This window comes from Tolypothrix bouteillei VB521301 (assembly GCF_000760695.4).
In the GTDB taxonomy this organism is placed as follows: domain Bacteria; phylum Cyanobacteriota; class Cyanobacteriia; order Cyanobacteriales; family Nostocaceae; genus Scytonema; species Scytonema bouteillei_A.
Genome location: NZ_JHEG04000001.1, coordinates 8,396,512 through 8,422,332 on the forward strand (window position 1 = coordinate 8,396,512; position 25,821 = coordinate 8,422,332).

General features: G+C 40.4%; 22 protein-coding genes. 10 read left to right on the forward strand and 12 right to left on the reverse strand.

Annotated features, from left to right (window positions below):
* Positions 1 to 19: 19 nt before the first annotated feature.
* On the forward strand, positions 20 to 619 hold the full coding sequence (locus HC643_RS34365) for a MiaE family protein (protein ID WP_038086844.1): 600 nt from the start codon (positions 20 to 22) through the stop codon (positions 617 to 619).
* 20 nt (positions 620 to 639) lie between these two features.
* Positions 640 to 1,125 (forward strand): GNAT family N-acetyltransferase, encoded by a 486-nt coding sequence (locus HC643_RS34370; RefSeq protein WP_038086847.1) that lies wholly within the window; start codon positions 640 to 642, stop codon positions 1,123 to 1,125.
* 25 nt (positions 1,126 to 1,150) lie between these two features.
* Here the strand turns inward: HC643_RS34370 and HC643_RS34375 are convergent, their stop codons facing one another.
* Both HC643_RS34375 and HC643_RS34380 read right to left on the reverse strand, forming a co-directional pair.
* Positions 1,151 to 2,509, reverse strand: a complete 1,359-nt coding sequence (locus HC643_RS34375; protein ID WP_038086850.1) for a sensor histidine kinase — start codon at positions 2,507 to 2,509, stop codon at positions 1,151 to 1,153.
* A 557-nt stretch (positions 2,510 to 3,066) separates the two neighbouring features.
* Complete coding sequence (locus HC643_RS34380; RefSeq protein ID WP_038086857.1) at positions 3,067 to 3,297, reverse strand: hypothetical protein; 231 nt, start codon at positions 3,295 to 3,297, stop codon at positions 3,067 to 3,069.
* A gap of 625 nt (positions 3,298 to 3,922) precedes the next feature.
* Between HC643_RS34380 and HC643_RS34385 the strand changes: the two genes are divergently transcribed.
* The 3 genes from HC643_RS34385 to HC643_RS34395 all read left to right on the forward strand — a co-directional run bounded on the left by HC643_RS34385 (position 3,923) and on the right by HC643_RS34395 (position 7,377).
* Positions 3,923 to 4,987 (forward strand): permease, encoded by a 1,065-nt coding sequence (locus tag HC643_RS34385; RefSeq protein ID WP_038086859.1) that lies wholly within the window; start codon positions 3,923 to 3,925, stop codon positions 4,985 to 4,987.
* Positions 4,988 to 5,015: 28 nt separating this feature from the next.
* Positions 5,016 to 5,786, forward strand: a complete 771-nt coding sequence (locus tag HC643_RS34390) for a TIGR03943 family putative permease subunit (protein WP_038086860.1) — start codon at positions 5,016 to 5,018, stop codon at positions 5,784 to 5,786.
* An 82-nt stretch (positions 5,787 to 5,868) separates the two neighbouring features.
* A complete protein-coding gene (locus tag HC643_RS34395) occupies positions 5,869 to 7,377 on the forward strand; it encodes an Ig-like domain-containing domain (protein ID WP_038086861.1) in 1,509 nt (502 codons plus the stop codon).
* Here the strand turns inward: HC643_RS34395 and HC643_RS34400 are convergent.
* The 7 genes from HC643_RS34400 to HC643_RS34430 form a co-directional block, all read right to left on the reverse strand.
* Entirely contained in the window at positions 7,325 to 7,558 is a 234-nt protein-coding gene (locus tag HC643_RS34400) for a hypothetical protein (protein WP_072040844.1), read from the reverse strand. The genes HC643_RS34395 and HC643_RS34400 overlap by 53 nt on opposite strands.
* A 401-nt stretch (positions 7,559 to 7,959) precedes the next feature.
* Positions 7,960 to 8,298: a hypothetical protein gene (locus HC643_RS34405; protein WP_038086862.1), complete on the reverse strand. Its 339-nt coding sequence runs from the start codon at positions 8,296 to 8,298 to the stop codon at positions 7,960 to 7,962.
* 509 nt (positions 8,299 to 8,807) lie between these two features.
* On the reverse strand, positions 8,808 to 10,235 hold the full coding sequence (gene murD, locus HC643_RS34410; protein WP_038086864.1) for a UDP-N-acetylmuramoyl-L-alanine--D-glutamate ligase: 1,428 nt from the start codon (positions 10,233 to 10,235) through the stop codon (positions 8,808 to 8,810).
* Between the two features lie 83 nt (positions 10,236 to 10,318).
* On the reverse strand, positions 10,319 to 12,469 hold the full coding sequence (gene glyS, locus HC643_RS34415) for a glycine--tRNA ligase subunit beta (RefSeq protein WP_038086942.1): 2,151 nt from the start codon (positions 12,467 to 12,469) through the stop codon (positions 10,319 to 10,321).
* 233 nt (positions 12,470 to 12,702) lie between these two features.
* Complete coding sequence (locus HC643_RS34420) at positions 12,703 to 15,045, reverse strand: WD40 repeat domain-containing protein (RefSeq protein ID WP_050046533.1); 2,343 nt, start codon at positions 15,043 to 15,045, stop codon at positions 12,703 to 12,705.
* A 490-nt stretch (positions 15,046 to 15,535) separates the two neighbouring features.
* The gene (locus HC643_RS34425; protein WP_038086867.1) at positions 15,536 to 15,877 is read right to left on the reverse strand and encodes a hypothetical protein; all 342 of its coding nucleotides are present in this window, start codon (positions 15,875 to 15,877) and stop codon (positions 15,536 to 15,538) included.
* Between the two features lie 611 nt (positions 15,878 to 16,488).
* Positions 16,489 to 16,671, reverse strand: coding sequence for a hypothetical protein (locus HC643_RS34430; protein ID WP_137986545.1), 183 nt, complete (start codon positions 16,669 to 16,671; stop codon positions 16,489 to 16,491).
* A 263-nt stretch (positions 16,672 to 16,934) separates the two neighbouring features.
* Here HC643_RS34430 and msrA point away from each other — a divergent pair, with 263 nt between their 5' ends.
* From msrA to HC643_RS34445, 3 genes are all read left to right on the forward strand, one after another.
* Positions 16,935 to 17,396, forward strand: coding sequence for a peptide-methionine (S)-S-oxide reductase MsrA (gene msrA / locus HC643_RS34435; RefSeq protein WP_038086870.1), 462 nt, complete (start codon positions 16,935 to 16,937; stop codon positions 17,394 to 17,396).
* 871 nt (positions 17,397 to 18,267) lie between these two features.
* The gene (locus tag HC643_RS34440; protein ID WP_038086872.1) at positions 18,268 to 18,723 is read left to right on the forward strand and encodes a DMT family transporter; all 456 of its coding nucleotides are present in this window, start codon (positions 18,268 to 18,270) and stop codon (positions 18,721 to 18,723) included.
* A gap of 46 nt (positions 18,724 to 18,769) precedes the next feature.
* Positions 18,770 to 20,536, forward strand: coding sequence for a Rieske (2Fe-2S) protein (locus tag HC643_RS34445; protein ID WP_038086874.1), 1,767 nt, complete (start codon positions 18,770 to 18,772; stop codon positions 20,534 to 20,536).
* 88 nt (positions 20,537 to 20,624) lie between these two features.
* On the opposite strand, the gene selD is transcribed toward HC643_RS34445, so the two are convergent.
* Complete coding sequence (gene selD, locus HC643_RS34450; RefSeq protein ID WP_038086877.1) at positions 20,625 to 21,674, reverse strand: selenide, water dikinase SelD; 1,050 nt, start codon at positions 21,672 to 21,674, stop codon at positions 20,625 to 20,627.
* A 695-nt stretch (positions 21,675 to 22,369) separates the two neighbouring features.
* Here selD and HC643_RS34455 point away from each other — a divergent pair.
* The gene (locus tag HC643_RS34455) at positions 22,370 to 22,675 is read left to right on the forward strand and encodes a hypothetical protein (RefSeq protein ID WP_038086886.1); all 306 of its coding nucleotides are present in this window, start codon (positions 22,370 to 22,372) and stop codon (positions 22,673 to 22,675) included.
* A 23-nt stretch (positions 22,676 to 22,698) separates the two neighbouring features.
* Here HC643_RS34455 and HC643_RS34460 read toward each other — a convergent pair whose 3' ends face one another.
* Positions 22,699 to 22,929, reverse strand: a complete 231-nt coding sequence (locus HC643_RS34460; RefSeq protein WP_038086888.1) for a hypothetical protein — start codon at positions 22,927 to 22,929, stop codon at positions 22,699 to 22,701.
* A gap of 308 nt (positions 22,930 to 23,237) precedes the next feature.
* On the opposite strand from HC643_RS34460, the gene HC643_RS34465 reads away from it, so the two are divergent.
* Positions 23,238 to 24,695, forward strand: coding sequence for an aminotransferase-like domain-containing protein (locus tag HC643_RS34465; RefSeq protein ID WP_038086890.1), 1,458 nt, complete (start codon positions 23,238 to 23,240; stop codon positions 24,693 to 24,695).
* A 134-nt stretch (positions 24,696 to 24,829) separates the two neighbouring features.
* Here HC643_RS34465 and HC643_RS34470 read toward each other — a convergent pair whose 3' ends face one another.
* Positions 24,830 to 25,813, reverse strand: coding sequence for a hypothetical protein (locus tag HC643_RS34470; protein WP_167844809.1), 984 nt, complete (start codon positions 25,811 to 25,813; stop codon positions 24,830 to 24,832).
* Between the last annotated feature and the right edge of the window lie 8 nt (positions 25,814 to 25,821).

The window sequence follows — 25,821 nt, forward strand, 5'->3', positions numbered from 1 at the left end:
GAGTTTTTGACCTTTTATCGTGCTTTCATCTGAACTATCTACAATTAACGCTCTCAAGCAACCAACTAGTTCTGCATGGGTAGAACAAGCTGTTGCAAATCTAGACATCATTCTCCTGGATCACTCCCAATGCGAACGAAAAGCAGCGGGAGTCGCCTTGAACATGATATTTCGCTATCCTTCCAATGCTAAAATGGTGCGAGAACTAACCAAAATTGCCCGTGAAGAACTAGAGCATTTTGAACTCGTCAATCAATGGCTGGAAAAACGGGGTATTCCTCTGCGTCCATTGCAGCCACCCCCCTATGGTGCGGGTTTAAAATCGCAAATTCGGTCAAAAGAACCAGAGAGGTTTTTAGACTCTCTGTTAATTAGTGGTTTAATTGAAGCTCGCAGCCACGAACGTCTGGGATTGCTAGCTCTTCACTGCTCTGAACCGGACTTAGCAAAATTTTACCGCAGCCTCATGGCATCTGAAGCTCGTCACTATGGTACTTACTGGGTTCTTGCGGATACTTATTTCGATCGCGAACTTGTTAGGCAAAGACTAGATGAACTAGCATTGGTGGAAAGTGAGTTATTGGCAACTTTACACCGAGAACCGCGAATTCATAGTTAAAGAGATTCTTAGCAAGGGGAATGAAAAGTTACTATCAAGATTTTTTAATTCGTAACTGGGAACAGAGCGATCGCACCTCTGCGGCAAATATTATCAAAGCCGTACTAGCAGAATACGGTTTAAACTGGGAACCAAATGGAGCAGATCGAGATGTGTTGCAGGTAGAAGAATGTTATTTAGCAGTTGGGGGAGAGTTTTGGGTTGTTGAACATCAAAACCAACTTGTAGGAACTGCAGCGTATTACCCTATTGAGCGAGGGGAAAAAGCCGTAGAAATTCGTAAGATGTATGTTTTACCTAAAGCTCGGGGTTTTGGTCTGGGGAAATATTTGTTACGACAGTTAGAGGCTGCAATTGTGACTCGAGGCTTTCAAGAAATTTGGATTGAAACTGCTAGTGTTTTAGTAGAGGCTGTTCAGCTTTATGAAAAAAATGGGTATGAAAAAGCATCAGGTGTAGAAACAGCCCGGTGCGATCGAGTGTACGTTAAGAAATTGTATGGTTAGTGGTTGGGGTTTTGTTATATACATTTTAGACGAGAGGTAAGAGAATTTGAAACTCTGTGCCTTTGCCAAGTTCGGAATACAAGTTTAACTCACCACCATGTCTGGCTTTTATAATTCGATAACTAACTGATAAATTGGTTTCTTTATCAGCACGTTTTTCTATGGAAAAAGAATCAATAATTTGCTTTTGCAATTCTTGAGATATTCCCGGTCCGTTATCAGCAATACAAATTGAGATCCACCGAGAGTCTGGTACATTTGGTATATTAACTTTTCGCGAAATGACTTGCGTCGTAATCTCAATTCTTGGTTTTTGATCTGTGGCTACAGTCTCTAGATGCATTTGCTGTCTCACTGCTTCATTAAGCAGTGTATCTACGGCTTGGCTCAAAATATTCATGAAGACTTGATTTAATTGACCAATAAAGCAAGAGACTGGTGGGAGATGACCGTAATTTTTAACTATTTCGATTTCTCCTGTTATTCTGCTATTAATTAATAATATAATGCTGTCTATATTGGCGTGTATATCTGCTGGTTTTGGGTAGACTTCATCAATATGACAGAAATTTTGCAATCCAGTTACCAACTTTTTTAATCTTTCTGCTCCAGCACGAATACTAGCGATCGCTCTTGATAAATCTTGTTGTAAAAAATCTAATTCAATTTCTTGTTTAATCTGATTGGTTTCTTCAGATAGAGGAAAATTTTCTTGTTCATAAGCTGCAACCAACTTCATTAAGTCTTGGCTGTAATTATCAACATGAGCTAAATTACCCCAAATAAAATTTAAAGGGTCAAGAATTTCGTGCGCCACCCCATCTACTAAACGACCTAGATTCGCCATTTTATCATTTTTAACCATCAGGGCTTGACTGCGCTCATACCGCACTTGAGTTTCTATTCCCCGAATTTGCCAAGAGGCAACATTTAATTCTTGTACATCCAACAACCTATAGATATCGGGTGCTGTATGTACAACTACAGGTTCTCCTAAGAGTTCGGCAGAGCGTCTTAACGCCAGTTGTATTGCTGCTAATATGGGGGTATTTTCTGTAAGTAACAAAACCTCTGTGCGAGCATAACTGTAAAGAACACTCAGTGGTTGCTGAAAAAATAACTCCTGTCCGTATGGGCGAATCAAAAATTCTAGCAGTCGCCGCCGTGAAACCATTCCCATATACTTTCCTTTCTCTACTAAAATGACTCCCGGTAGAAGAGGAAATTTATCGAAATAGACAGCAACTTCAGCACCAGTGAAATTTGTCTCCACACAAAAGTTGTATGCTGGTAGTTCTCTGAGGGTTGACTCTAAACCTAAGTCACTATTACTGCTACCAGATAAAAATGGTGGTAATATTTGCAAACTGGATTCTTGTGACACTAGAAACCCTGATCTGAAAAGCTCGACAATAAACTAGCATATTCATTTCTTCTCACCCACAATAAAGTAGAGTGGCTTGGGAAGCTGAAGTATTCATTAACACATAATATTTGATTTTTGTCAATTTTCAATATGCGCTCTGTAATATTTCTATAAAAAAGTATTGAATCCTATTTTCAATTCACTGACTCATCTCCAACCATTAACCCATAGGTAGCAAAATCTGAAACCCAGTACTTTATTTCCAAATATATCAAGTCCAAAGGTGCGACTGATACACTCAAAAAATTGCTATCGTGAAATTACACCTATTAACTCACCATTTTCTATTAAAATAGCTGCTGGTATATACTCTAATACAGTCTTCTTAAAAAGAAGTTAAAAACAGTCGAATTTGGATAAATTATTATTAAATTTATGACTTTATATTTTTTAAAATTAAACGTTTGTACTTAAGTAGCTATCTTGAACTGTGTATACCAATACTTAACAAAAAGCCTTTGGTGATGGGCGATTAATTTCTTCGTACCAGTCGCTATATGACTGCACCTTAGGGATTAGTCATCAGGAGCTTCAACCATTCCTATAAGGGTATTAAAAAATTCCCATGCATCATCTGTTGTTGTAGCCGCCGCCAGTGATTGTGACTCCAAGGGGAATTCATCAATAATGGGAGCTTCATCGATCTCGACTACAACTCTATAATCTCCTGAAGGTACATGATACGGTAACTGTACCGTAAGTTTGCCATCAGGACTAATGTTGGCAATTGTTTCAATGCTTCTCATTAATTTATCTTACATTTTTTTTTAAATTAAGACCACGAGTTCATTTAAATTAGTTAACTGGGCGCGGTAGCTTGCGTCCGTACTTGGTTAATTGCTGGTTGTTGGAAGAAAAAACTCTATAAACTTCTTCCATTTTGGTCTTGATGTTTTCTATTTTTTGTAGTAAGTAATTATACGTATATATTTTGAAATAAGTTGCCAAAACCAGTCATGGTTTCCTGTTGATAGTGGCGAACCACGTTTTCTTTATGTTGAGAAACTGTAAACTCTCTATAAAAGTTTTTGAAAGATAATATAACATCAAGGAAATTCCTTAAGTTATGAGAATAAATAATCAAAGCTATACTACTTCAGGAGGTAGCAATCGAGAATTGGAACCATTTATTGAACTTAACAATCATCTGGAAGTATCCTTGTCTTTATTCGATAAAGTTAAGTATAAATTCCTATGATAAAATATGTAGCACTAAAGGCTTAGACAATTGAGGTTCTTACACGAGTGATAACAGTATAGTTAGCATTTAACTATCTTGTTTTTTGTCAACAACCACCTATTTGCTCTTCCGAACGCTAAAATGACTTTTCACACCCCTAGAACTCAACACCGCTTTGATAAGCGACACCCATGAATCAATTGAACAATGGTTTCACTCTATTTCTTAGTCTGCTAGTCGAGGCGATTCCTTTTTTGTTACTGGGAGTTTTGTTCTCCAGTTTGTTGCTGTTTTTTGTAGATGAACGTAAATTGGCGGAGAAAATGCCTAAAAACCCAGTACTGGGTGCTTTATTGGGAAGCTTAGTGGGATTTCTGTTCCCTGTTTGTGAGTGTGGCAATGTACCGGTGGCGCGGCGATTGCTGATGCAGGGAGTCCCTACACCAGTGGCAATTGGTTTTTTGCTAGCAGCACCAACTATTAACCCTGTCGTGATCTGGGCAACTTGGACTGCATTTCGAGACCAACCGGAAATAGTGGTGTTAAGAGTTTTCTTCTCCTTATTAATTGCAGTTATCGTTGGGACAGTTTTTAGTGTTCAAAAAGACCTAACTGCGATAGTGCAACCTTCAATAGCTCGTTATCTAAAATTTAATCCACCTAAATCCTCCAAATCCAAACGCAGCACAAAAGACAAACAGAACAACGCATTGCAGCAAGGATTGGGAGTTCCCACTCTATTACAATCAGGAACTTATATGTTAGGAGGGCAAGCAGGACAAACCATACGGATGGATGCAACTACTTTGCAAGCAGCTATGGCAGCTTCTGGTCCGAGTAAACCCCTGATGGATAAGTTGCGGTTATTGGTAGACAATTGCGTACAGGAACTGCGCGAGCTAGGGGCAGTTTTGATTATGGGAAGCGCTATTGCAGCTGCGGTTCAAGTACTAGCGCCCCGCGATCTGATTATCAGCTTGGGTTCCGGTCCGATTAGTTCAATTGCTGCCATGCTTATCCTAGCGGGAGTCGTATCGATTTGTTCAACTGTTGATTCATTTTTTGCCTTGTCTTTTGCCTCGACCTTTACCAGTGGTTCGTTAGTGGCTTTTCTGGTATTTGGACCAATGATTGATATCAAAGGTGTTGGTTTAATGTTATCGGTCTTTAAACCGAAGGCTGTTCTATACTTATTTGCTCTTGCAGCACAACTTACATTTTTATTCACCCTTTTTGTTAACTTACACGTCTTTTAAAAATAGTGACCACCTGACCACTTGACCAATGGCTTCCCAAAATCGAAAAGCAAAAATCAAAAATGCACTACTACCCTGGTTAGACGTTTTAGCGCTGACAGCCTGGGGAGTTTTAATTCTAAAATATTGGTTGACTAACAAACTCGTCTTATTAATTCACCCTGATTACTTTTGGTTGGCAGTAACGGGTGCCGTAGGACTGCTCGTTCTCAGTTTTTTAAAAGCGGGGCAACTTTTACAACGGCGACGAGGTGAGGTTCTTCCCGATATGCAACACTTTACTATTTTTCCGCCTGGATTCGGTAGTGTTTTACTGTCTGTTGTAGCGATTCTGGGATTAGTTATAACACCCCGTGTCTTTGCCAGTCAAACAGCTCTTCAACGAGGTGTGACGGATTTTGTCGGAACATCACGCGTCCAACCTCAGGCTTTTCGTGCTTCTGTTCGTCCGGAGGAAAGAACTTTAGTAGATTGGGTACGCACGCTTACTGTTTATCCAGAGCCCGATACTTACACCGGACAAAGGGCTAAAGTACAGGGGTTTGTTATTCACCCACCGGAACTTGGAAAAGAATACTTGTTCGTAGCACGATTCGTGCTGACTTGCTGTGCTGCAGATGCTTATCCCATAGGATTACCTGTAAAATTAAAAGAACCTCGCGATAAATATCCACCCGATACCTGGTTGGAAATTGAAGGGCAAATGGTAACGGAAACTATAAAAGATAAGCGTCAACTTACCATCGCAGCTTCCTCTTTAAGAAAAATCGCTCAACCCAAAAATCCTTATAGTTATTAAGGTTAGTCGTTAGTGGTTAGAGATCGATAATAATTAACAACTAACAACTAACAACTAACAACTAACAACTAACCATCGACAAATGAGTACCAAAGCTTTTTTCCATCCTATAGATCGTGTTGCAATATCATTTTTGCTTATCCTTAGCCTGCTGACAGGGCTGTTGATCTTACAAGGTGATGCGGTTAAACCAGGTGTCAGGAATTTTAGTTGGGAAAATCAAAAAATTGGCGCAGATGATTCTTCTTTTGCCCTCACTTTTAGTCGTCCTATGGACACAAAAACTGTAGAGGAAAATTTGAGAATCGATCCACCTCTAGCAGGTAAAGTCAGTTGGGCGGGGCGGCGAATGGTTTATACTTTGCTCACACCAGCGCCTTACGGAACCAATTATAATGTCAAGTTACAAGGTGCAAGAGATAAATTCTCGGAAAAAGAGGGAAAAAACAGGTTAATAAAACCTTTTACAGGAACTTTCCGCACGAGAGATCGAGTGATTCTTTATGTAGGGGCTGACAAAGAAGATAAAGGGCAATTAGTTCTTTACAACTTAACTCAAGAGCAAAAAAAAGTTCTGACACCTAAAGATTTAGTTGTGATGGACTATAAGCCATTTCCAAATGGAGAGAAAATTTTATTTTCAGCTCGTTCTACTAATACTCAGGATTTAACTTCATCTCAACTATACACTACAACCACGGGGATTTCTGCAATTTCCGATAAAAAAGCAGAACCAGCTAGTAAAATCGAGCTGATTTTAGATAACAAAGAATATCAAAATCTGAAATTTGACTTATCTCCAGACGGTCAAACTATTGTTGTGCAACGAGGTAAAAAAGATGACCCCAGTGACTTTGGGTTGTGGTTTCTGCCTGCAAATCAAAACAATGATGGCAACGATTCTGACGGACCAGTTCTGAAACGCTTGCAAAGTCAACCCGTAGGAGACTTTGTGATTACACCAGATAGTAAAGCTGTGGCGGTTGCACAAGGACAGGGTGCAGCAATATTACCATTACAATCGGATGCTAGCAAACCCCTAGATTTTTTACCACAGTTTGGTCTGGTGCAAGCTTTTTCTAAAGATGGTTCTCAAGCAGCAATGGTTAAGTTTAATACGGACTACACAAAAGATTTGTTCTTGGTGACTAACCAAGGAATTCAGAGACAACTGCTACGCACGCCGGGATCGATTCTTAGCTGCCAGTTTGATACTGCTTCACCGACTCTATATTGTCTGCTGACACAAATACTACCAGGAGGATTGTATCAAGAGCAACCCTACTTAGTCGCGCTAGATCTAAAAAGCGGGCAACAGAAACCTCTGATGGTACTTCCTGCCGAACAACGGAATGTAGAAATGAGTTTAGCACCTGACGGTTTGGGTTTGCTGTTTGACCAAATTGTGCCACAATCAACTCCTACGGGTTCCTCGCCTGCAAATCTATTGACAACTGATGACGGTCAAGCAATATCTACTAGCAGTTTGTGGTTGATGCCTTTGCTACCTATCTCTGACCCCTCAGCCTCTGCAGAGATTAAGCCAGAACAGCTTCCTCTAGTGGGTTTTCATCCCCGTTGGTTGCCATAATACTTTCACGTGACTCTTGTCGAATCAAACCAGCCATTGCGGCTTCTTGTAAACTCATAAAAGCGTTTAAATCTTCTGTATCATATTTTGTTCTTAGAAGTTGCCGTAGTTGTTCTTCTGTCGCAACACTAAGAAAACCAGTCATCATAACTTGTCTAACCAGATCGCGAATCAATATCATACACACACCAATGGGTTTAAAAACAACCATGCCCAGAGCCGATGCGTTGCTCTAAGTATTTCTCACGAGCAGACGGGCTGTTTTACGAAAATTTTAACGAATCTTTATAGAATTTGCACGAACATTTTTTCTTCTTGGAGAGTTTAATGTCGAAAAGCAGAAGGCACCAATGTTAAAAGACATCCCCACACTTATAATCAAGAGATTTTGCGAGGCTGCTATGCTTTTGTCGATCGCCATACATTTATTTATGGGAATCAACTGCTGTTATATTACCCTATAAGCCTGTGTAGAGAGGAATTGCTTTTATACAAAAACTATGGATAGCCCTTGCCTTCTGCCCTTTACTTTATGCCCTTTCCTTATCTAGTTTCTGCCTTCTTAAAAAAGACTTAACAATTTTACTGAACTGGTGGCTTCCCGAAGAAATACTTCAACTGAAATATTTTTTCTCTTGTCTTCTGAAATAAATTGACTCTCACTTTAGGTTCATCATTCAAGTAACCGGGCAAAGAATCAGCTATTTTCTCAATTAAACTTGCTAAAAGCAAAATACTTTCTTCACCACTAAGACTGGGATCTAAGTTTTGTTTAACCGCTAATCTGTACTTGTTAAACGCGCTCATTAAAACACTGTAATTTTCTGAAGACTGCAACAATAAAGTCTGTATTTCTTGGTTAAAATCTTCACCCTTCCCATTTTCTAACGGTATATATATATCCTTTAATTCAGTTTTCATACTGCAATTTTCCCTGCCCCAAAAATATATTTATTAAAAAATATGTATCAAACGGTAAACACAAAGTTACCTTATTTTTTCTAAGTTTACTTTTTTGTTTTTAGATTGATACACCCTGGTAAATTTTTACCACCTTACAGTAAGGATTATCAAGTTGATTGCTGAACTTTGCTAAGATTTTACAATCCCTGTACGGCAGTATATCGAAAATCCGTGATTTTACTACGATCGTCAATGGACTGCTATCTTAGCGATACTCTTCCTTTACAAAAAATTCATACTTTCTCCATATACTCAATATTAGTTAACAAGTAAAAACCCTGTTTGACAAAAGTGTTTGACAACACAGGGTTTAAATTTGATTGTTGTTGCAGCATTTAATGAGTTATCGGCAAATTACAGAGTAATTACGCAACATTTCCGAGCATTTTACAAAAGTTTACAGAATGCTGTTTAAGAAAACTCTTATTCAGCGATCGCGGAGTACAGCCGTATCGCATTTGGGTTAATTACTTGTGAGAAATTTCCAAACACAATCGCCTGAAATGATCGCCCCGTTGTTCAAAATTGGCGTATTGGTCGAAACTCGCACAAGCAGGAGATAACAGTACGACTGGTGCTTGATACTGTTTTGCCAATTCTGCCGATCTCGAAACAGCCCTATCCATTGTTTCTACAACTTCGTAGCTTTCATACCCTTGTTGTTGCAAACGTTGGGCAAATGCAGGAGCGGCGTTCCCTATCAGCAATACAAAGGCTGCTTTAGCTTTTATCTTTGCCAAAAATCCCGTGTCATCACCAGCTTTAGCTTCTCCACCTGCAATTAAAATAAGTGGGCTTTTCACGGAAGCTAAACCCACTTCAGCCGCATCATAGTTCGTGGCTTTGCTGTCGTTAATAAAATTGATGCCTTCCCAAGTACAGATATGTTCGAGACGATGGGGAACACCAGGAAATTCACGGACAGATCGAGCAATAGCATCTTTGTGAATTCCTGCTAGCCTTGCTGCAGCAACGGACATTAACAAATTTTGCAGGTTGTGTTCTCCTACCATTCGCAACGTCGATGCTTCTACAATGCGTTCATCTTCTGAAGATGCACCACCTTTTGTCTCTACAACCCAACCATCTTCAATGTAGTAACCTTTGGAGTTTAATAAACTCTCTTTCCCCTTGATACTTGTCCAGTAAGCACTCGACCACTCTTTTTCTCCCACTTGTCTTAGGTAGGGGTCGTCACCATTAAACACTTGCAACTGCGATTGTTGCAGCAAATGAGCTTTTATGTTGTAGTAGTTTTCTAAAGTTTTATGACGACTGAGGTGATCGGGCGTAAAAGTTGTCCAAATACCAATTCTAGGTGCGACTGAAGGTGATGATTCTATTTGATAACTGCTGAGTTCCGCTATCACCCAATCAATTTGATTTTGGATTGAGGTTTCTCCCCCACTTTCCCCCTCTCCCCGTCCTCCATTCCTCTCAAGGGACAAGGCAACTTCACAAGCTGCGTAGCCAATGTTACCGCATGCGGGAGCATTTAAGCCTGCTTTTTGAAAAATGGCAGCAATTAAGGATGTTGTCGTCGTTTTTCCATTCGTACCCGTAACTGCAACCCAGGGAATCGATCGCAACTCTCTCCAAGCAAGTTCCATTTCGCCAATGGTTTCTATCCCCATTTCTCGTGCTTTAAGTAATGGTGATATATCCCAAGGCACGCCGGGACTAACAACGATTAATTGGGGTAAATCTGATGGAGCGAGTTCTAGAGAATAGCCCAGTTTCACAGCGATTTGTTCTGCGGCAAGTTCTTGTTGTTGTTGGAGAAGGTTGGGGGAAGTATTGCGATCGCTTAGCTCTACCTCCCAACCCTCCCGTTTCAACAATCTCGCCGCAGCAACACCGGACTTTCCTAATCCAATTACATGAGCTCTTGGCATAGACTGTGGCAGGTATCCCTGGTCAAGCTCTCATATACTAGCGTTAATCGGCAATCTTTACACAATTTTTTTATCAAATTGTGCTACAAGTTTTTGACAACGGAACCAAAGTCTGCTAATACACGAGCATGATTGCGGAGTAACCCCAGCAAATTTAACCGATTTTGTTTGATTTGGGGATCGGGGTCCATAACCAATACGCTGTCGGGACCGTCAAAAAAGGTGCTAACTGTGGTCGCAATCTTCTCTAGGGCTGTGACTAACTGTCTGTAATTTCGTGACTCCTTAGCGGCTTGTGTTTGAGGTACTAAACCTACAATGCTATTGTAGAATGCTTCTTCTGAAGGTTTTTGGAAAAGGGAAGTGCGAATTACATCTGTTGGATCGAGCTGTTGTGTATCCAAATCTCCCTGTGTTGCTAAACGAGCCGAGCGGTTGACTGTTTCATAAATGTTATCTAACGTACCATCATTGCGAATTTGTTGGAGGAATAAGGCGCGATCGCGAACATCCAATAAATCCTTTAATGACCTTTCCGCGTATTCTGGGTCATTTTCCCCCAAAACAGCATTTACCAAGTCATAATCAATTTGCTTTTCTTCTTGTAGTAAAGTCTTGAGCCGTTGCAAGAAGAACTCCTCTAAAACCGTCACTAACTGCTGTTTGTCTTTGTTATGTGCTTTGACAAAATCCACAGCAATTTGTTCTAGTAACTGTTGTAAATTAATTGGTAAGTTAGCAGCCCAGGTAATGTTAATAACAGCATTTGCCGCTCGTCGTAGGGCAAAGGGATCGGAAGAACCTGTAGGAATCATACCCAATCCAAAGATACTAACTAGAGTATCCAGTCTGTCTGCCAACCCCACAATTTGACCTGTTAAAGTTTGGGGTAGAATATCATTTGCTCCTCTGGGTAAATAATGTTCAAAAATAGCTGCTGATACTTCCTCTGATTCTCCACTAGCCGCAGCATACTTTTGTCCCATAATTCCCTGTAACTCAGGGAATTCATATACCATTTGACTCACTAGGTCTGCTTTGCAAAGTAACGCAGCTTTTAGAATTTTTTCTCCTTCGGTTTCACCCAATTGTAGTTGTTCTGTAATTTGTTGGGCAATTTTACAAATCCGGTCTACTTTTGCACGTAAAGAACCTAAATCTTCTTGAAATGTTACTTTTTCCAATTGAGGCAAAAAGCTTTCCAAGGGCTTTTGTAAATCCGAGTCGTAGAAAAATCGACCGTCATACAAGCGAGCCCGGATAACTCTTTCATTTCCGACAGCAATAATTTCTGACTTTTCAGGATTGCCATTGGAAACCGTTACAAAATATGGCAACAGTTCCTTCGCATCGCTCGACTTGAACACGGGAAAATAGCGTTGGTGACTTACCATAACAGTGGTAATCACCTCAGTAGGTAGGTTCAAAAATTCAGATTCAAATTTGCCAACAACAGATGAGGGAAATTCCACAAGATTTGTGACTTCCTCTAACAAATCAGGGTAGATTTCTGCGTAACCATCTAACTTTTGTGCTGACTCTTTGACTTGCTGTGTAATGGTATTTTTCCGTTCTTCGGTATCTACAACAACACAAGCAGAACGCAATACGTTAACGTAGTCAGTTGCTTTTGTCACTGTTACGGGTTGCGGATGCAAAATGCGATGACCTTGTGAAATGCGATCGCTTGTTATTGACTCAGAACCATTCTCTAACTTAATCGGTAAAACCGTCTCATCTAACAAAGCAATTAACCAGCGAATAGGTCGAGAGAACTTTTGCTCTCCATCACCCCAGCGCATCAACCGCTTACCCTCTAAACTCCAAATCCATTCCGGTACAAGTTCTGTTAAAATTTCTGTAATTGGGCGACCGGGAGTCACTTTCTGTACAAAAACAAAGTCTCCCTTATCTGTAGCGCGGACTTCCAACGCATCTAGTTCCACACCTTGTTTTTTGGCAAAACCTTGGGCTGCAGGTGTTGGTTTGCCATCTTTAAATGCTGCTTGGGCTGGCGGACCTTTAATTTCTTCCTCTCTATCTGGTTGCTGAGATGGTAAACCTTTGATAAGAACAGCCAATCGGCGGGGCGTTCCGTAAACTTCTACAGCATCGTAGGACAGACTGTTGGTTGAGAGTGTTTTTGGAATGTGCGATCGCCATTGGGTCAGAGCATTACTCAAAAATCCCGCAGGTAGCTCCTCTGTACCAACTTCTAATAAAAATTCCTTCATACCTTTATTTTCAATACTTTCTGCCATTAATCTTGCTTTGCTACACAAATCATTTGGTCTATCAGTATATCGCAACAAATATTTGTATATATCGCTACTTTTGCGTTACACAATGATTCTCCACTCAATATACTATCAGATTCTCGACTTCTTCAATAAATCGCAGATCTTGCAGCCGTACTCACCCTTGTTCCCAGGCTCCGCCTGGGAACGAGAGGAGAAGTAAGCACTGCTTATGGCTGACTATTTAACTGCCAAATTTTGATTGTCTTGTCGGAGCTACCACTGACGATAAATTTACCATTTGGACTTATAGCAATAGAATTCACGACTGCTGAATGTCCAGAGAAAGTTTGTAGCAATTCTCCCGTCTGCAAACACCACATATTAATTGTTGTGTCTGCACTGGCGCTGAAGATACTTAGCCCATCTGGACTGATGGCTACCGATTTTACTTCATCTGAATGTCCAGTTAAAGTATGGAGGACTTGACCGCCGTCTAGATGCCAAACTTTAACAGTTGCATCAGCACTACCACTAACTAGAAGTAAACCATCTGAACTCATAGCGACTGAATTCACAGCACCTGAATGTCCGCTAAAGGTATGTAATGGATCGCCTGTGCGTGGATTCCACAACCTAATTTTATGGTCGCTGCTACCGCTGGCTAAAGTTGTGCCATCGGAACTGATAACAGCATCATAAACTACAGATGAATGCCAAAGGGTACAAATGCGATCGCCTGTTTGCAGGTTCCAGATTTTAATTTTATTACTACCTGTAGCCAAAATTTGTCCGTCAGGGCTAATAGTTATACAGTTAACTGGTTTTTGATGACCTAGGAGCGTGTGTACTAGTTTACCTGTTGGAAGATACCAAACTTTAACGTTACTTTTAGGATGTTCGCAACTCCCAACAGCCAGAAAATTTCCATCAGCACTAACCGCAACAGATGAGACTTCTCCAATATTTCCTGTTAACGTGCGAATCACTTTTCCAGTTGAAAGATTCCATACCTTAATAGTTTTATCTGCCGAACCGCTGACTGCAGTCAACCCATCAGAACTAATGGCAACTGATGTAATTTTGTCAGAATGCCCGGTTAAAGTATAGCTCAGATAATAAGCAGATTCTTGTTTTCTTTGTGCTTTGAGGTTAGCTATTATATTCAAAAGCCCTTTCACATAAATCATGCTTTGATTGTCGCCAACCATAGCAAAACATTGTTTTAACTTTTCTAGATATTCTTCATCTTCTACTCTCACGGCGGATCGCATTTCTTCTAAAAGGTGGTTTCCTGGTTGATGGGTAACTTGACGCAATCTCAACCAAGCGTTGATAGAATAGTCAAGTTGTTGCTGTGCCCAACTGCGATCGCTTAAATGAGACAAACTGTGAGCGAGTTGCAAAGCTAATTCAGGAATCCAGTAATCGCGTTCTATCTGTAGTGCTTGGTAAAGTTGCTTGTAACCTGTTGCGATCGCTTGTAGTGTTGTCACATCAAGATTATCTTCTAACAAACTGGGCAGCAATTCTGGTAATCTAGGGGGCACATCATGATAAATTAAGTGGTAAGAATCGGTTACCCAACTGGCTGCTAGAATATGGCAAGTTACTAAAATCTGGCAAAGTTTTTCAAGATCTTGATGATTGACGTGATATTTTAACGATAATTTACTGACATCAATTCCTTTAGCTTTCCATCTTTCCTCCTTTTCCAAAATTTCTAAGTTAGCAGCATTATCTTGACCGAGAATGCGAATTTCCTCTAAATCTTCGCCCAACGTTATCAGTTCATCTCTAATGTTTCTCCACTCCAAAGCACGGTTTTTAGCTGATTGATAAACAATTTCTTTTAATGGTAATTGAGCAATGGTTTTATAATAATAGTTTTCTTGTCCAATCCCCCAATAACCAATGCGGAAATTGAGGTAATCGCCACTCGCCTCAGACTCTAAAATCAAAACAGGCTCTGTTTTCAACATTCCATACAGAGCTTTAATACTAGATTCGCTGTGAAAACGTTTGCTATCCCAAGCTCCTGCTAAAAACTCTGTTGGTCTGACAGGATCGTGAAGTGAGTAATAGTTGTTAAGAAAATCTCGCAATCCTTCTGCTAATTTTAACTCTATAGTGGAAATATCTTCTTCACGGCGATCGTACTTATCAAACTCGATCTTGGGAGGAGCAAGGAAAATTTTTAGCGGGGTGCGTCCATTCTTAGGATGAGATTCTAAAATCTGTGAAGGTGATAAGCGCAAAGGCCAGCTGTCAAAAATTTTATTAACTTCAGGTAGCTTAAGAGCTGTTTCACGCTGATACGTTGCTATCTGTAATTGTGCTTTATGATAATAAACTGCTAACTGCTGTTGTTGAATTTTTTCTTGGTCTGCTTCTTTCACATAACTCATGCTTTGACTGGCGCTACTGACAGTCTCAAGAACTTGCTTGATTTCCTCTGTAGGAATAAATTTTGTTATAGAGGAACTGGCTTCACTTCTTTTTTCTATAAAATTTGCAATAACAGGTGCAAACTCTAGTACAAGTTGGATGAGTAACTTTAATCCTGGCTCCATAAACAGATGCCTGTAAGATAAATATCATTGAATGTTGACTAATATTAATTTCAATGATAGCTTTATTGTTTCCCGGATATTTTTAGTATATTTTTTTACTATTATTGTACGGTTTGCCCTATAAGCTTTTTTCACACCCAGTTTGTTCTACACAAGTGCGATTGCCTATTCCGAACAAATCTTGAAAAATGAAAAATTAATACTTGCTTTAGGCGATCTCGATTTCTGTTTCTTGCGACTGTCTCTAAGATAATCATCGTGTAAGCCAAATAGGGCGATGGCGATCGCTGAGGTAAGACGATTGAAAATAAATTACAAAGGAATCAATCAGTAATCTATCACAGGAGCATAAGGTAGCCGCATTCTTACTAAAAGATAAAACCCATTGTTCTCTTATTCAAGAACTGTGGGTGGAGGCGATTGAGTTGAGACCTATCCCAATCCTACGGGAATTGAGTGAGACAGTTTATAAGCCCATACGGTTCAGATATTATCCAACCAATTTGTTTAAAATATCCTGGGCGCGATCGCGAACATTTTCAACACCATGGGCTAACTGATAAAAAACTTCCCATTCATCAGGCGTCACTTTTAAATATGTTTTATTACCTGGGATAGATACTTTAATATCTTGAATGTGCAAACGTGAAGTTTTTAGGTAATATCCGCGTGTTTCTGGAGAACAAATTTTTACTCTCCAAGTAACATAGTTCAAGTCATATATAATAACTTCACCCAAATACTGCTTGATTTGGTGCCGACTATTATTAAACAATTTCTCAACATCTTGACTAATTTCTCGACTGAGCTTGCAAGCATCTAAAATATTCATAATTTCCTCATCGTATTTTTTGCAAAAACAAATGTTTTTTATACTATATGTAGCAAGAGATCGGTATAGTAATTTTAAAAACCAGTTTCTTGCTAGAGATGCACCATTTGAAGAGTTTATACACGACCGCCTAAAAATACCCTTCGCGGTAAAATAAATAGGCTCTGCTTCTTGGCAAAATCAAGTAGCTGTTATTAAGTCGTATTTCTGCATTTCTACATAAAATACATCCTGCAAGCAAGCTATTGGAATGATAGCTTGCTGTAACTGTTTGGCAAACAACTGCTGTTAAGGCCAATTGCAAACAAATTATACATATAAAAAATCGTCACTAAGCAAGTACAACCGTTGCTATGTTTCTAATAAAAACTTTCATTGTTAATTAGTCCAGTATATTATATATATAATATGGCACGCGTTTATATCTAAGAACAGAGTAGAATTACAGAAAATAGCAAAACAGATAAGCCCCTGCTGACTGCGAAAAAACTCGCTTATAGTGCAATATGGTTCAGAGAAGACTCGATCCCCCCTAAGGCGTGTTTTCAAACAACTCGTTTAGCGTCCTAATTTTCCAGATACTCTGAAAGTCATCCTTAAAAAGGGAGGATTTAGGGGGATCTGACTCCCTTGTTCAAAGGTCTATACCACTCATAAGCCTTGGGATCGCAATTTGGATCGCCAATATAACATTTGGTCTGTTTCTGCAATTGGGTAAATATTGCTGCCACAGTTACGAGAGTTACCAACAATAACAACACATTTTCAACAGGCGTTCTCTTTCCTGTAGTCATGGCTTTTATGTTCTATCAGTGAAGCGATAATAAACGAAGTTGAAGCTCAGTTCTGTTATGTGCTGACTGTGGGGGTAGTGCTAATACTTGTCGGGTTTTGCCGTTTTTTCCTCCCCTGCACCCCCTTGCACCCCCTACATCCCCTGCTTGTCTCCCGCGATAATTTCTTTAACCGAGCAGTATTGGGGGTAGTGCGCCTGGTATTTAGGCATGGTTAATAACCGTTAAAATATTTACAGAACTCAATACCAATTTAGAATACAATGGATTTGGCGACGTTTGGTGCTGGTTGTTTTTGGGGTGTAGAAGCAGCATTTCGTAAAGTCAAAGGTGTTGTCTCAACCTCAGTTGGCTACATGGGTGGTCATTTTCCCAACCCTTCTTATCTTGATGTGTTGTCAAGAATAACAGGTCATGCTGAGGTCGTACAGGTGGAGTATAACCCACAACAGGTAAGTTACGACGAGTTGCTAGAGGTATTTTGGAATATCCACGACCCGACAACGCTCAATCGTCAGGGACCAGATCGAGGCGAACAGTATAGATCTGTTATCTTTTTTCACAATCCCCAACAAGAAGAAATTGCACGATCCTCTAAGGTAAAGCAACAGCAGTTAGGGAAATTCGATAAAGATATTGTGACGGAGATTGTTCCTGCTAGTGAATATTACCTAGCCACTCCAGAGCACCAGCAGTATCTTGAGAAAAAGGGACGTGCTGTTTAAAGACTCTTTGTATATCTGAAAATTCTACTCATAATAGCAACGTATGAACAGCGTAGTACATACTACCGCAGCAAGCGAGTCAATATATTACTCAAACCTCAGAAAATCCTTATTTTCTTTTGCTACTTTTCAAGTGTGATTTTCTTAAGATATCCCCGCCCACACAGCGGGCTTTTTTTTGTATTTTACACGACATCGCCTCAATTCATTATTTATTTTTGCAAAATTAGTCAGATTTCCCGTCAATAAGAGGAAAAGAAAACTCTTGATTCAGATTTTGCCCCTAATTCGTGTAATTCTGTGCTGAATCAAAAGCAGCGTAATAAAACTACAGCGTTGTTCCAGACTTTTATACGTACAATAAGAGCTTTAGGAATAGGAGTGTATGTTAGAATATATCAAATTTTCTTAGTGCAATATTTGAGTTTACAAAGTTTATACGGTTGTTTAAACTGAATTTTATAAAAAAAGTTTTAGAAAAAAACTTCCAGTACAAAAAAGCAGAAATACCTTGTGTTATGGGGCAGAAGGCACAAAAGCTTACAATAAAAGCTTTTTGTCTAATGGTTGCTTTATTTCCTTGATGCTGTACTAGTGGTCCGCCACATCAACTTTGCTGGGTAAGTGAACGCACTACCCACTCTCGTTCCCAGGTAGAAGCTAGGAACCAGTCGGCGAGCCTCAGCCTCGCTCTCCACAGGAGGCGGAGCCTCCAAAGACAGCATTCCTAGGCTCAGCCAAGGAACGAGGTGAGTGGCCATTAAAACTTATGTGGTAGACCACTAGTGGGTTAATTCTGTTTCGCAAACGGTCTATTGAAAGTAGCGCGTGCAATTTCCCAGATCCTTTATTGTAAAGTTATACCAGTGTTATGAATGAAAGAAGCTTTTACCTAGTAGCAGCACTTATTGGTGGCGCGGTGTTACCTATTCAGGTTGCTCTTAACACTCTTTTGCGACGTTATGTCGGTCAGCCCATGCAAGTCACCTTTATTTCATATCTTGCTGGTACTCTTGCATCGCTTGCTATTTGTTTCTTGGCTCGCTATCCAAGTCCTAGTTTGGCTTTACTATCCCAAAGTTCTTGGTGGATGTGGGTAGGTGGTTGTTTGGGAACTCTCTATGTTTGGTCAACGATTTTTGCCACACCTAAAATTGGAGCAGCACTGACGTTGGGGCTAACAATTGCCGGACAGATGATAGCAGCGCTTGTTCTAGATCATTATGGTGCAATTGGCTTGACTAGGTATCCAGCTAATCCATTACGGATTGCGGGTATCATGTTTGTCATCGTTGGAGTGTCTTTGGTTGCTGCGGCTAAAAAGTAAATATCTGTAAACTCAGAAAATGAGTTGTTGTTATCATAAAATAACTATGACAAAAAGTTTTGATACTACAACCAGTCAAGAGCGTTACGTTCGTGCTGCTTCTGTTGCAGATGTTCAAGCAGCAGGTAGCCTGCTAATTCATACAGATAAGCACGCCATCGCACTTTTCTACTTAGATAACAAGATTTATGCGATCGACAACCGATGTCCCCATATGGGTTTTCCCCTCCATGGGAGTACTTGCAAAGATGGAATTGTGACTTGTCCCTGGCACTATGCTCGCTTCGACCTGGCTAGTGGTGGAACATTTGATTCTTGGGCTGATGATGTCCGTGCCTTTCCTGTAGAAATTCGGGATGGTGAAGTGTGGGTAAATTTAGCTTCCCAAGTCGATCGCGCAGTTCATCAACGCCAACGGCTTCAAGATGGATTGGAACAAGGTATTTCCCTTGTCATTGCCAAATCCGTCATAGCTTTGCTAGATATGGGAGTAGATTCTACCGAACCATTCCGAGTAGGATTGGAATTTGGCACTCGTTACAACAAAGAAGGTTGGAGTACGGGCTTAACCATGCACACCTGCATGATGAACTTGTTACCTTATTTAGATCCAGAAGATCGATCCCTCGCTCTTTACCAAGGACTCTCAGCCGTAGCCCGTGACAGTGGAAGTGCGCCGCCTCACTTTGTGGTTCACCCATTGCCTAATTCTAGTGTTGACTTGACTACCCTAAAAAACTGGTTCCGCCAATTTATTGAAAGGCGGGATAGTGAAGCAGCAGAACGGTGTCTTATCTCTGCCATCCGTATGGGTGCAGAGAAAAAGCAAATTGCAGATATGTTGTTTGCAGCAGCAACAGACCATCGTTATATTGATGTGGGTCACACCTTTGACTTTATTAATAAAGCATTAGAAGCGCTAGATGCTGTCGATTGGCAACAAGCAGAGCAAGTTTTAGCGAGTTTGATTCCCGGCTTAGCAAATGCCTCACGCATGGAAGAGTCAAATTCCTGGCGTTATCCAGTGGATCTGGTAGCCATTTTGGAATCTGCATTTGACGAGTTGCCTGCTGCTTTAAAGGAAGGACAAGCCCGACAGGGAAGTTGGTCTAATCGAGAACAGTTGATTCCTATTCTTTTGGGTGAAAATCCTCAAGCAATAGCTAATATACTGTTAACAGCTTTGCGAGAAGGTTGTACTGAAGAGCAACTAGCAGGGGTTGTCACTTATGCTGCAGCCCTTCGTGTTGCTCGCTTTAATACCAATAACGATTTTGGGGACTGGGATACAGCCCACCATCCCTTTACCTTTGCTAATGCCGTTCATCAAGGTTTGCGTCGCGTATCTTCAATGGAGTTACTGCGAGGCGTGTTTGATGCAGCAATGAGCGTTTATCTCAACCGTTTTTTGAATGTTCCACCAGCCCGACTTCCAGAAGCCAAGGACTCAGGAGAAAATCCACAGGCATTACTCCAGCAACTACCAGAGTTGTTGGATCGACAACAGCAAGTCAACGAAGTCGGTCGGGTGGTTGGTTATTACTTGTATGGTGGTGGCAAACCAGAACAATTGATGGCAGTTCTTGGTAAATTAATGTTGCGAGAAAATCGAGATTTCCATGTGATTCAGGAAATAGAAGCAGCCTTCCGGCAGTATTCTTTATTAGGACACACGGATGCAGGCATTCACGTACTCATAGCTGCAAGTAGGTATTTAGCTGCACACTCACCTACCATGCGATCGCAAGCTCAAACTTATCAAATGGCTTATCGGTTGCACAAGGGCGATCGTTTGTTTGAAGATAGGGGATAGGGGGCTCTGCCTCTGATTTTGGAGTGACACGCGAGGTGGAGCCCCTCGATGTGCATTCCCAGTTTCTACCTGGGAACGAGTGGAGCGGTCAGCGATCGCTGACTTCAATTCCTACCTCCCCCACCGTACATTCACCAATGACAGAAGAAAAGCTATATCCCTCTGCTAAGAGTTGTTCTAAAATGGCGGGAGCGCTTTCTGGTGCTACAGCAAGCAACAAACCGCCACTGGTTTGAGGATCTGCTAGCAGTAAAGTTTCCCATTGAGCAAAGGAATCCGTTAACCCTGCTTGCTTAATTTCAGATCGATAACTGTCCCAGTTGCGTTTTGCAGCACCCGGAAAAATGCCTTGCGATGCTAAAGCTTTAGCTTCTGGTAAAATGGGAATCTGAGAAAATGAGATTTTAGCTCTAATTTCACTCCCTCGGCAAATCTCCAGTAAATGACCGAGCAGCCCGAATCCCGTGACATCAGTCATGGCATGAACATCAGGATGAGTAGCTAAAGCAGCTCCTACTTTATTTAACTGTGTCATGACCTTAAGAACTGATTCGTAAGCGTCTGGTGTCAATTGACCTTTCTTCAGGGCTGTCGTCATAACTCCAATCCCTAAAGGCTTCGTCAGAATCAGCTTGTCTTTTGGTTTTGCAGTGGCGTTCCGTCGCACAGACGTTGGATGCACTAATCCGGCTGCAACCAAGCCAAAAATGGGTTCCGGGGAATCAATAGAATGCCCGCCTGCAAGAGGAATCCCCGCTTCCTGACAAACTGCAGCCCCACCTAGCATAATGCCTCGAATTGCTTCCATCGGTAGGGTGTTGATTGGCATACCTAACACTGCTAAGGCTAAAATTGGTCTTCCACCCATGGCGTAGACATCAGACAAAGCGTTTGTCGCTGCAATTCGTCCAAAATCTACTGGTTCATCAACAATAGGCATGAAAAAATCTGTTGTCAGCACTAGGGCTTGGTCATCGTTTAGTTGATAAACTGCTGCATCATCACTCGTTTGAGTCCCTACTAGCAGTTGCTCTAACCCTTGATTTAAGGGAACTTGGCGTAAAATTTCCTGCAATTGGGCAGGAGCAATTTTGCAGCCACAGCCACCACCATGAGAGTACTGAGTGAGGCGAATCATAACTGAACATTTTATGTTTTTTAGTTTGAACCACTTATTAATATAATGCTAACTTAGCCTAAGAAACCCAGTGTTTGGGAGATACAGGTTTATTTGTCTTGCCATGGAGTTCAGTGCGATCGCATTCAAGGTCAACTCGCACTCAACTTAAGAAAGCTTCTTCTCGCCTAAAAAAGCGTTTAAGCTACCTACTTGCACATCAAATAAGGGAGCACGAGTGACTCAGTCACCGTTAACACTTACAAGCCCGTCTTTACAGAATTTTTGTTATAATTTTTATTATCATATTGAACTCCTGTCCCACCCAAATGGAAGCAGTTAAAAGTTGGAGGCAGTTCTAATGAACAAATTTCACCATCCAGCGTAAAAAAGTATTTTTTCTTTTGTCGTATGCCCGTGTCTTTTTCAAGGTAGAACCTTGAGAAAGCATTACAAGCAAAGAGCAACCCTGTCAAGATACAAAAGTATGATTTTAAAGAGGTTGATATCAACAAGCATTCCAGTTGCGTTCGGTTTTCAAACCAACCTACTAAATTTCCCTCTAATTACTTATAAAAAATCTTACCTAAGAGAGAGGATTTGATTTAGACAAAAAGCTATATTCATTATAAGGCATTTTATTACAAAAATTAATATAAAATGTTGTATTTTAAAACATCAAAAAAGTAGGAAAGCCAGTTTTAAATTGACCTATTATGCAAGCGAATGGAGAAAGATCTTTATCAATAGAGCGGTTCATTTCTAGGGAACACATCATCTCAAAATTACCAGAAAGCGCCCGTTTGCTCTCAGCCGATCTAGTTCCCTTTCAAGTGGCCGTAGATAAAAATTTAATTTTTCATAGTGTGTTACCAAGGGAAATGATATGGTATGTCAAAGTTTTATATTATAAAAACTTTGGCATACAAAACAAGCTTCCCATCAATGTGGTACAAACTCTCATCTACGATGCTGAGACAGGAGACTTACTGTGTTGGCAGGGCACGTTTGAGAGATTGTAGTTGTTCCCCAAGTCCACAAAGCGCTAAGACTTGTAATAGCACTGCTCAATCCAGAGCCGCATTTCTTCTTCAGAACCAAAACAAGCCGAACGTCCTGTTATTGGATCGTAAGCATGCCAGGAAAAAACTTGTCCTTTCCGATCTAATTCCTGCCAGACTTGCAATTCAGAAGCTCTCATCAAAAACGTTACAAATTGTTGCCAAGTTTTCTGAATGGCTGGCAAGATTTTTGTATTGAAATTCATGCTTTTCATATTTACATCCTGGGAAAAGTCATACCATTTCACCCAACGATCGCTACACGCGATTCCCCCGCGTACCTTAGGTGGGGGAATCGCATTTGGCTCAAAGATTTGGAAAATTGGTATAAAAGCTGTTACTTCTACTTTCTCTCAGAAATTTTTAACAGAGAAGGTACACTTTTAACGATTTGTACTAGAACAGTTGTCAAGATGCAGAACTGTTCTGGTAAAAATTGATGAAACTGTACTAGAACGAGAAAGAAAAAATCACTTATATTACAAGTAATAGTAATGTTGTAGTCTTTCAACAATGCACCATTATGAAGATTTGGTTGGAACGGGAATCAGCTAAACCTATTTACTTGCAAATACGCGATCGCATCAGTCGTCTGATCGACTCTGGTGTACTGCAACCAGGCGATCGTCTTCCTTCCATCCGCTCGCTAGCGGAAAGTTTGCAAGTTAATAAACTCACAATTGTTGAGGCTTACAACGTTTTAGAAGCAGATGGAATTATTTCCGCCCGTCAGGGAGCGGGATACTTTGTGAATAGTATCAATCGTTTCTCTGCTAAATTAAAATCAACATTTGCTCCCGTGCAAAATGTCATCATTCCAGAGCAGGGTAGAAGCAGTTTTTTTGATATGTATACGGCTACGGTAGAAGCACAAACCCAGCCAGGAATGGTTAATTTTGGTTGTGGTTTTCCTCATCCACCAAAAGATATTGATTTAATTGCAAGACGAGCACTCAGACAGGCTCCCGATGGCTTATTTAAATATGACTTACCTCAAGGACAGCTAACTCTTCGCAGACAAATTGCTCAAATGCTGATACAGCAAGGGATGGAGGTGACAGCAGAAAATTTAATTGTTACCAGTGGTTCCGAGCAAGGGCTGTCCTTGGCATTGCAGTATTATTTACAGCCGGGAGATTGGGCGATCGTAGAAACGCCCACTTATTTTGGTGCGCTTGCGAGTTTGGAAAACTTGGGAGCTAAAATTATTGGTATTCCCATGACTGCTCAAGGCATGAATTTAGATTTACTGGAGAAGTATCTCAAGAGCCATCGTCCAAAACTCATATACACAATTAGTGCCTTACACAATCCTACTGGAATTACAACAACACAAGCACACCGACAAGCATTGCTAGCATTAGCAGAGAAATATGAATGTCCGATTTTAGAAGATAACGCTTACGAAGGATTAACTTTTGAACCCGCTCCTGCGCCAATCAAAGCTTTTGACAAACAAGATTTAGTTATATACTTAGGGACATTTTCTAAAACTTTAATGCCCGGTTTAAGAGTCGGTTACATGGTTGTGACAGGTAAACATTTTCATAAGATACTTGAGCGAAAATTACTTCATGACCTTCACACCTCTACTATTTCTCAAGCAATTGTAAGCGAATACTTGGCTTCAGGACATCTGCGCCGTCACCTCAATCGATTGCGGACGGAAAACCTTCACACTCGCGATGTTATGCTAGCAGCACTAGAGCGTTACTTTCCCCAAGAAGCTAAGTGGACGGTACCGAAAGGTGGGTTATTTCTCTGGGTACAATTGCCAGAACACACTCCCATTCAAACAATACGCATTGAAGCTTTATCTCAAAACGTTTTAGTTCCGTGTCATTCAGTCTTTTTCCCAGATAGGAAAGGATATCCTGCTATGCGGTTGACTTTCACTCCTTCTCCAGAAGAGATTGAGCAAGGTGTCTCTGTTTTGGGTAAATTACTGAAGAGATATCTTTATGCAAAAATTGCCAGTTGAGCGGGGGAACTTCCCAATTCAAAAGTATCCAAGTGTTTTGTGGGAGCAAGTAAAATTTCTGCATTCCATTTGTCTTTGTGCTGTCTAGCCTATAGCTTGTTGAACGGCAAACCATGCATCGCAACTACAAACTATTAAAAGCAAGCAAGTAAACGATAGCCATCATCTCGATTAAGCCGATCGAATTTTTGCAGCAAACCATTATTTTGAGAAACAAATAGTGAATCTCCGTAATCTACTCTATCCCGAGCTAGACCATAAAACCATTGAGTCGTTGAAAGAATCTCCTGAAGATATATTAAGTCCGAATAGCTGTTACAACCTTCAGTTTCTACCAACAACCTTTGCAATTTTTCTAAATCTGTACCTTGAGGAACAAAAACCAATGTATCTGGTTCATAAAAAGATAACAGACACATTGATTCAAAAGAATATTCATTAAGTGGCTCATAAATACCTAAAGGTCGTTTGCTAGCAGCAGTCACGGTCAATTGCTGAATAAATTTATATTTCGTTGGCTCTCGCTCTAACATTAAGAATGAATCATCATCGAATAAGTCAGTCACTAGCCAAGGTGGAGTAATATCACAATCACATACATTCCAAAGACGACCTGCAGGTTCATGGTAACCGCTTAGCAATATAGCTTTTGCCAATGAACTCATTTTACTAGTTACATCATAACTTCTAAGACATAAATTGGTGGATGCTACATTAAGAAAGACATTGCGAAAATTTTGTTCTCTTGATATAAAGCCAAAACATAAAAATCTTTTTGATCCGGCAAAGGGAAAAATAGACCAGAAATAATTAGTTGAGAGAAAATTTAGGAATTCATCTATTTCGTTAAAAGAAGTTTTATACTTGGGACTGTTATATGCAGGGATAGAACCATGAAAGGATAAATGGGACTTTTCTTGAATTATGCGATCGCCATGAATATACCAAGGCTGAGAGTAAGAATAGCCTTGATGAGATGGTATATCTTCGACTGAAGTTAAGTGGTTGTCTCCTTGCGTATCGCAGATAAAAACATTAGAAGATGTTTTTTTGAGAAATTCATCTATTGTCTTAATTAGAAAAGGTCGATAGTCAATAAACAAACTAAGATAATACACGAGTTTTT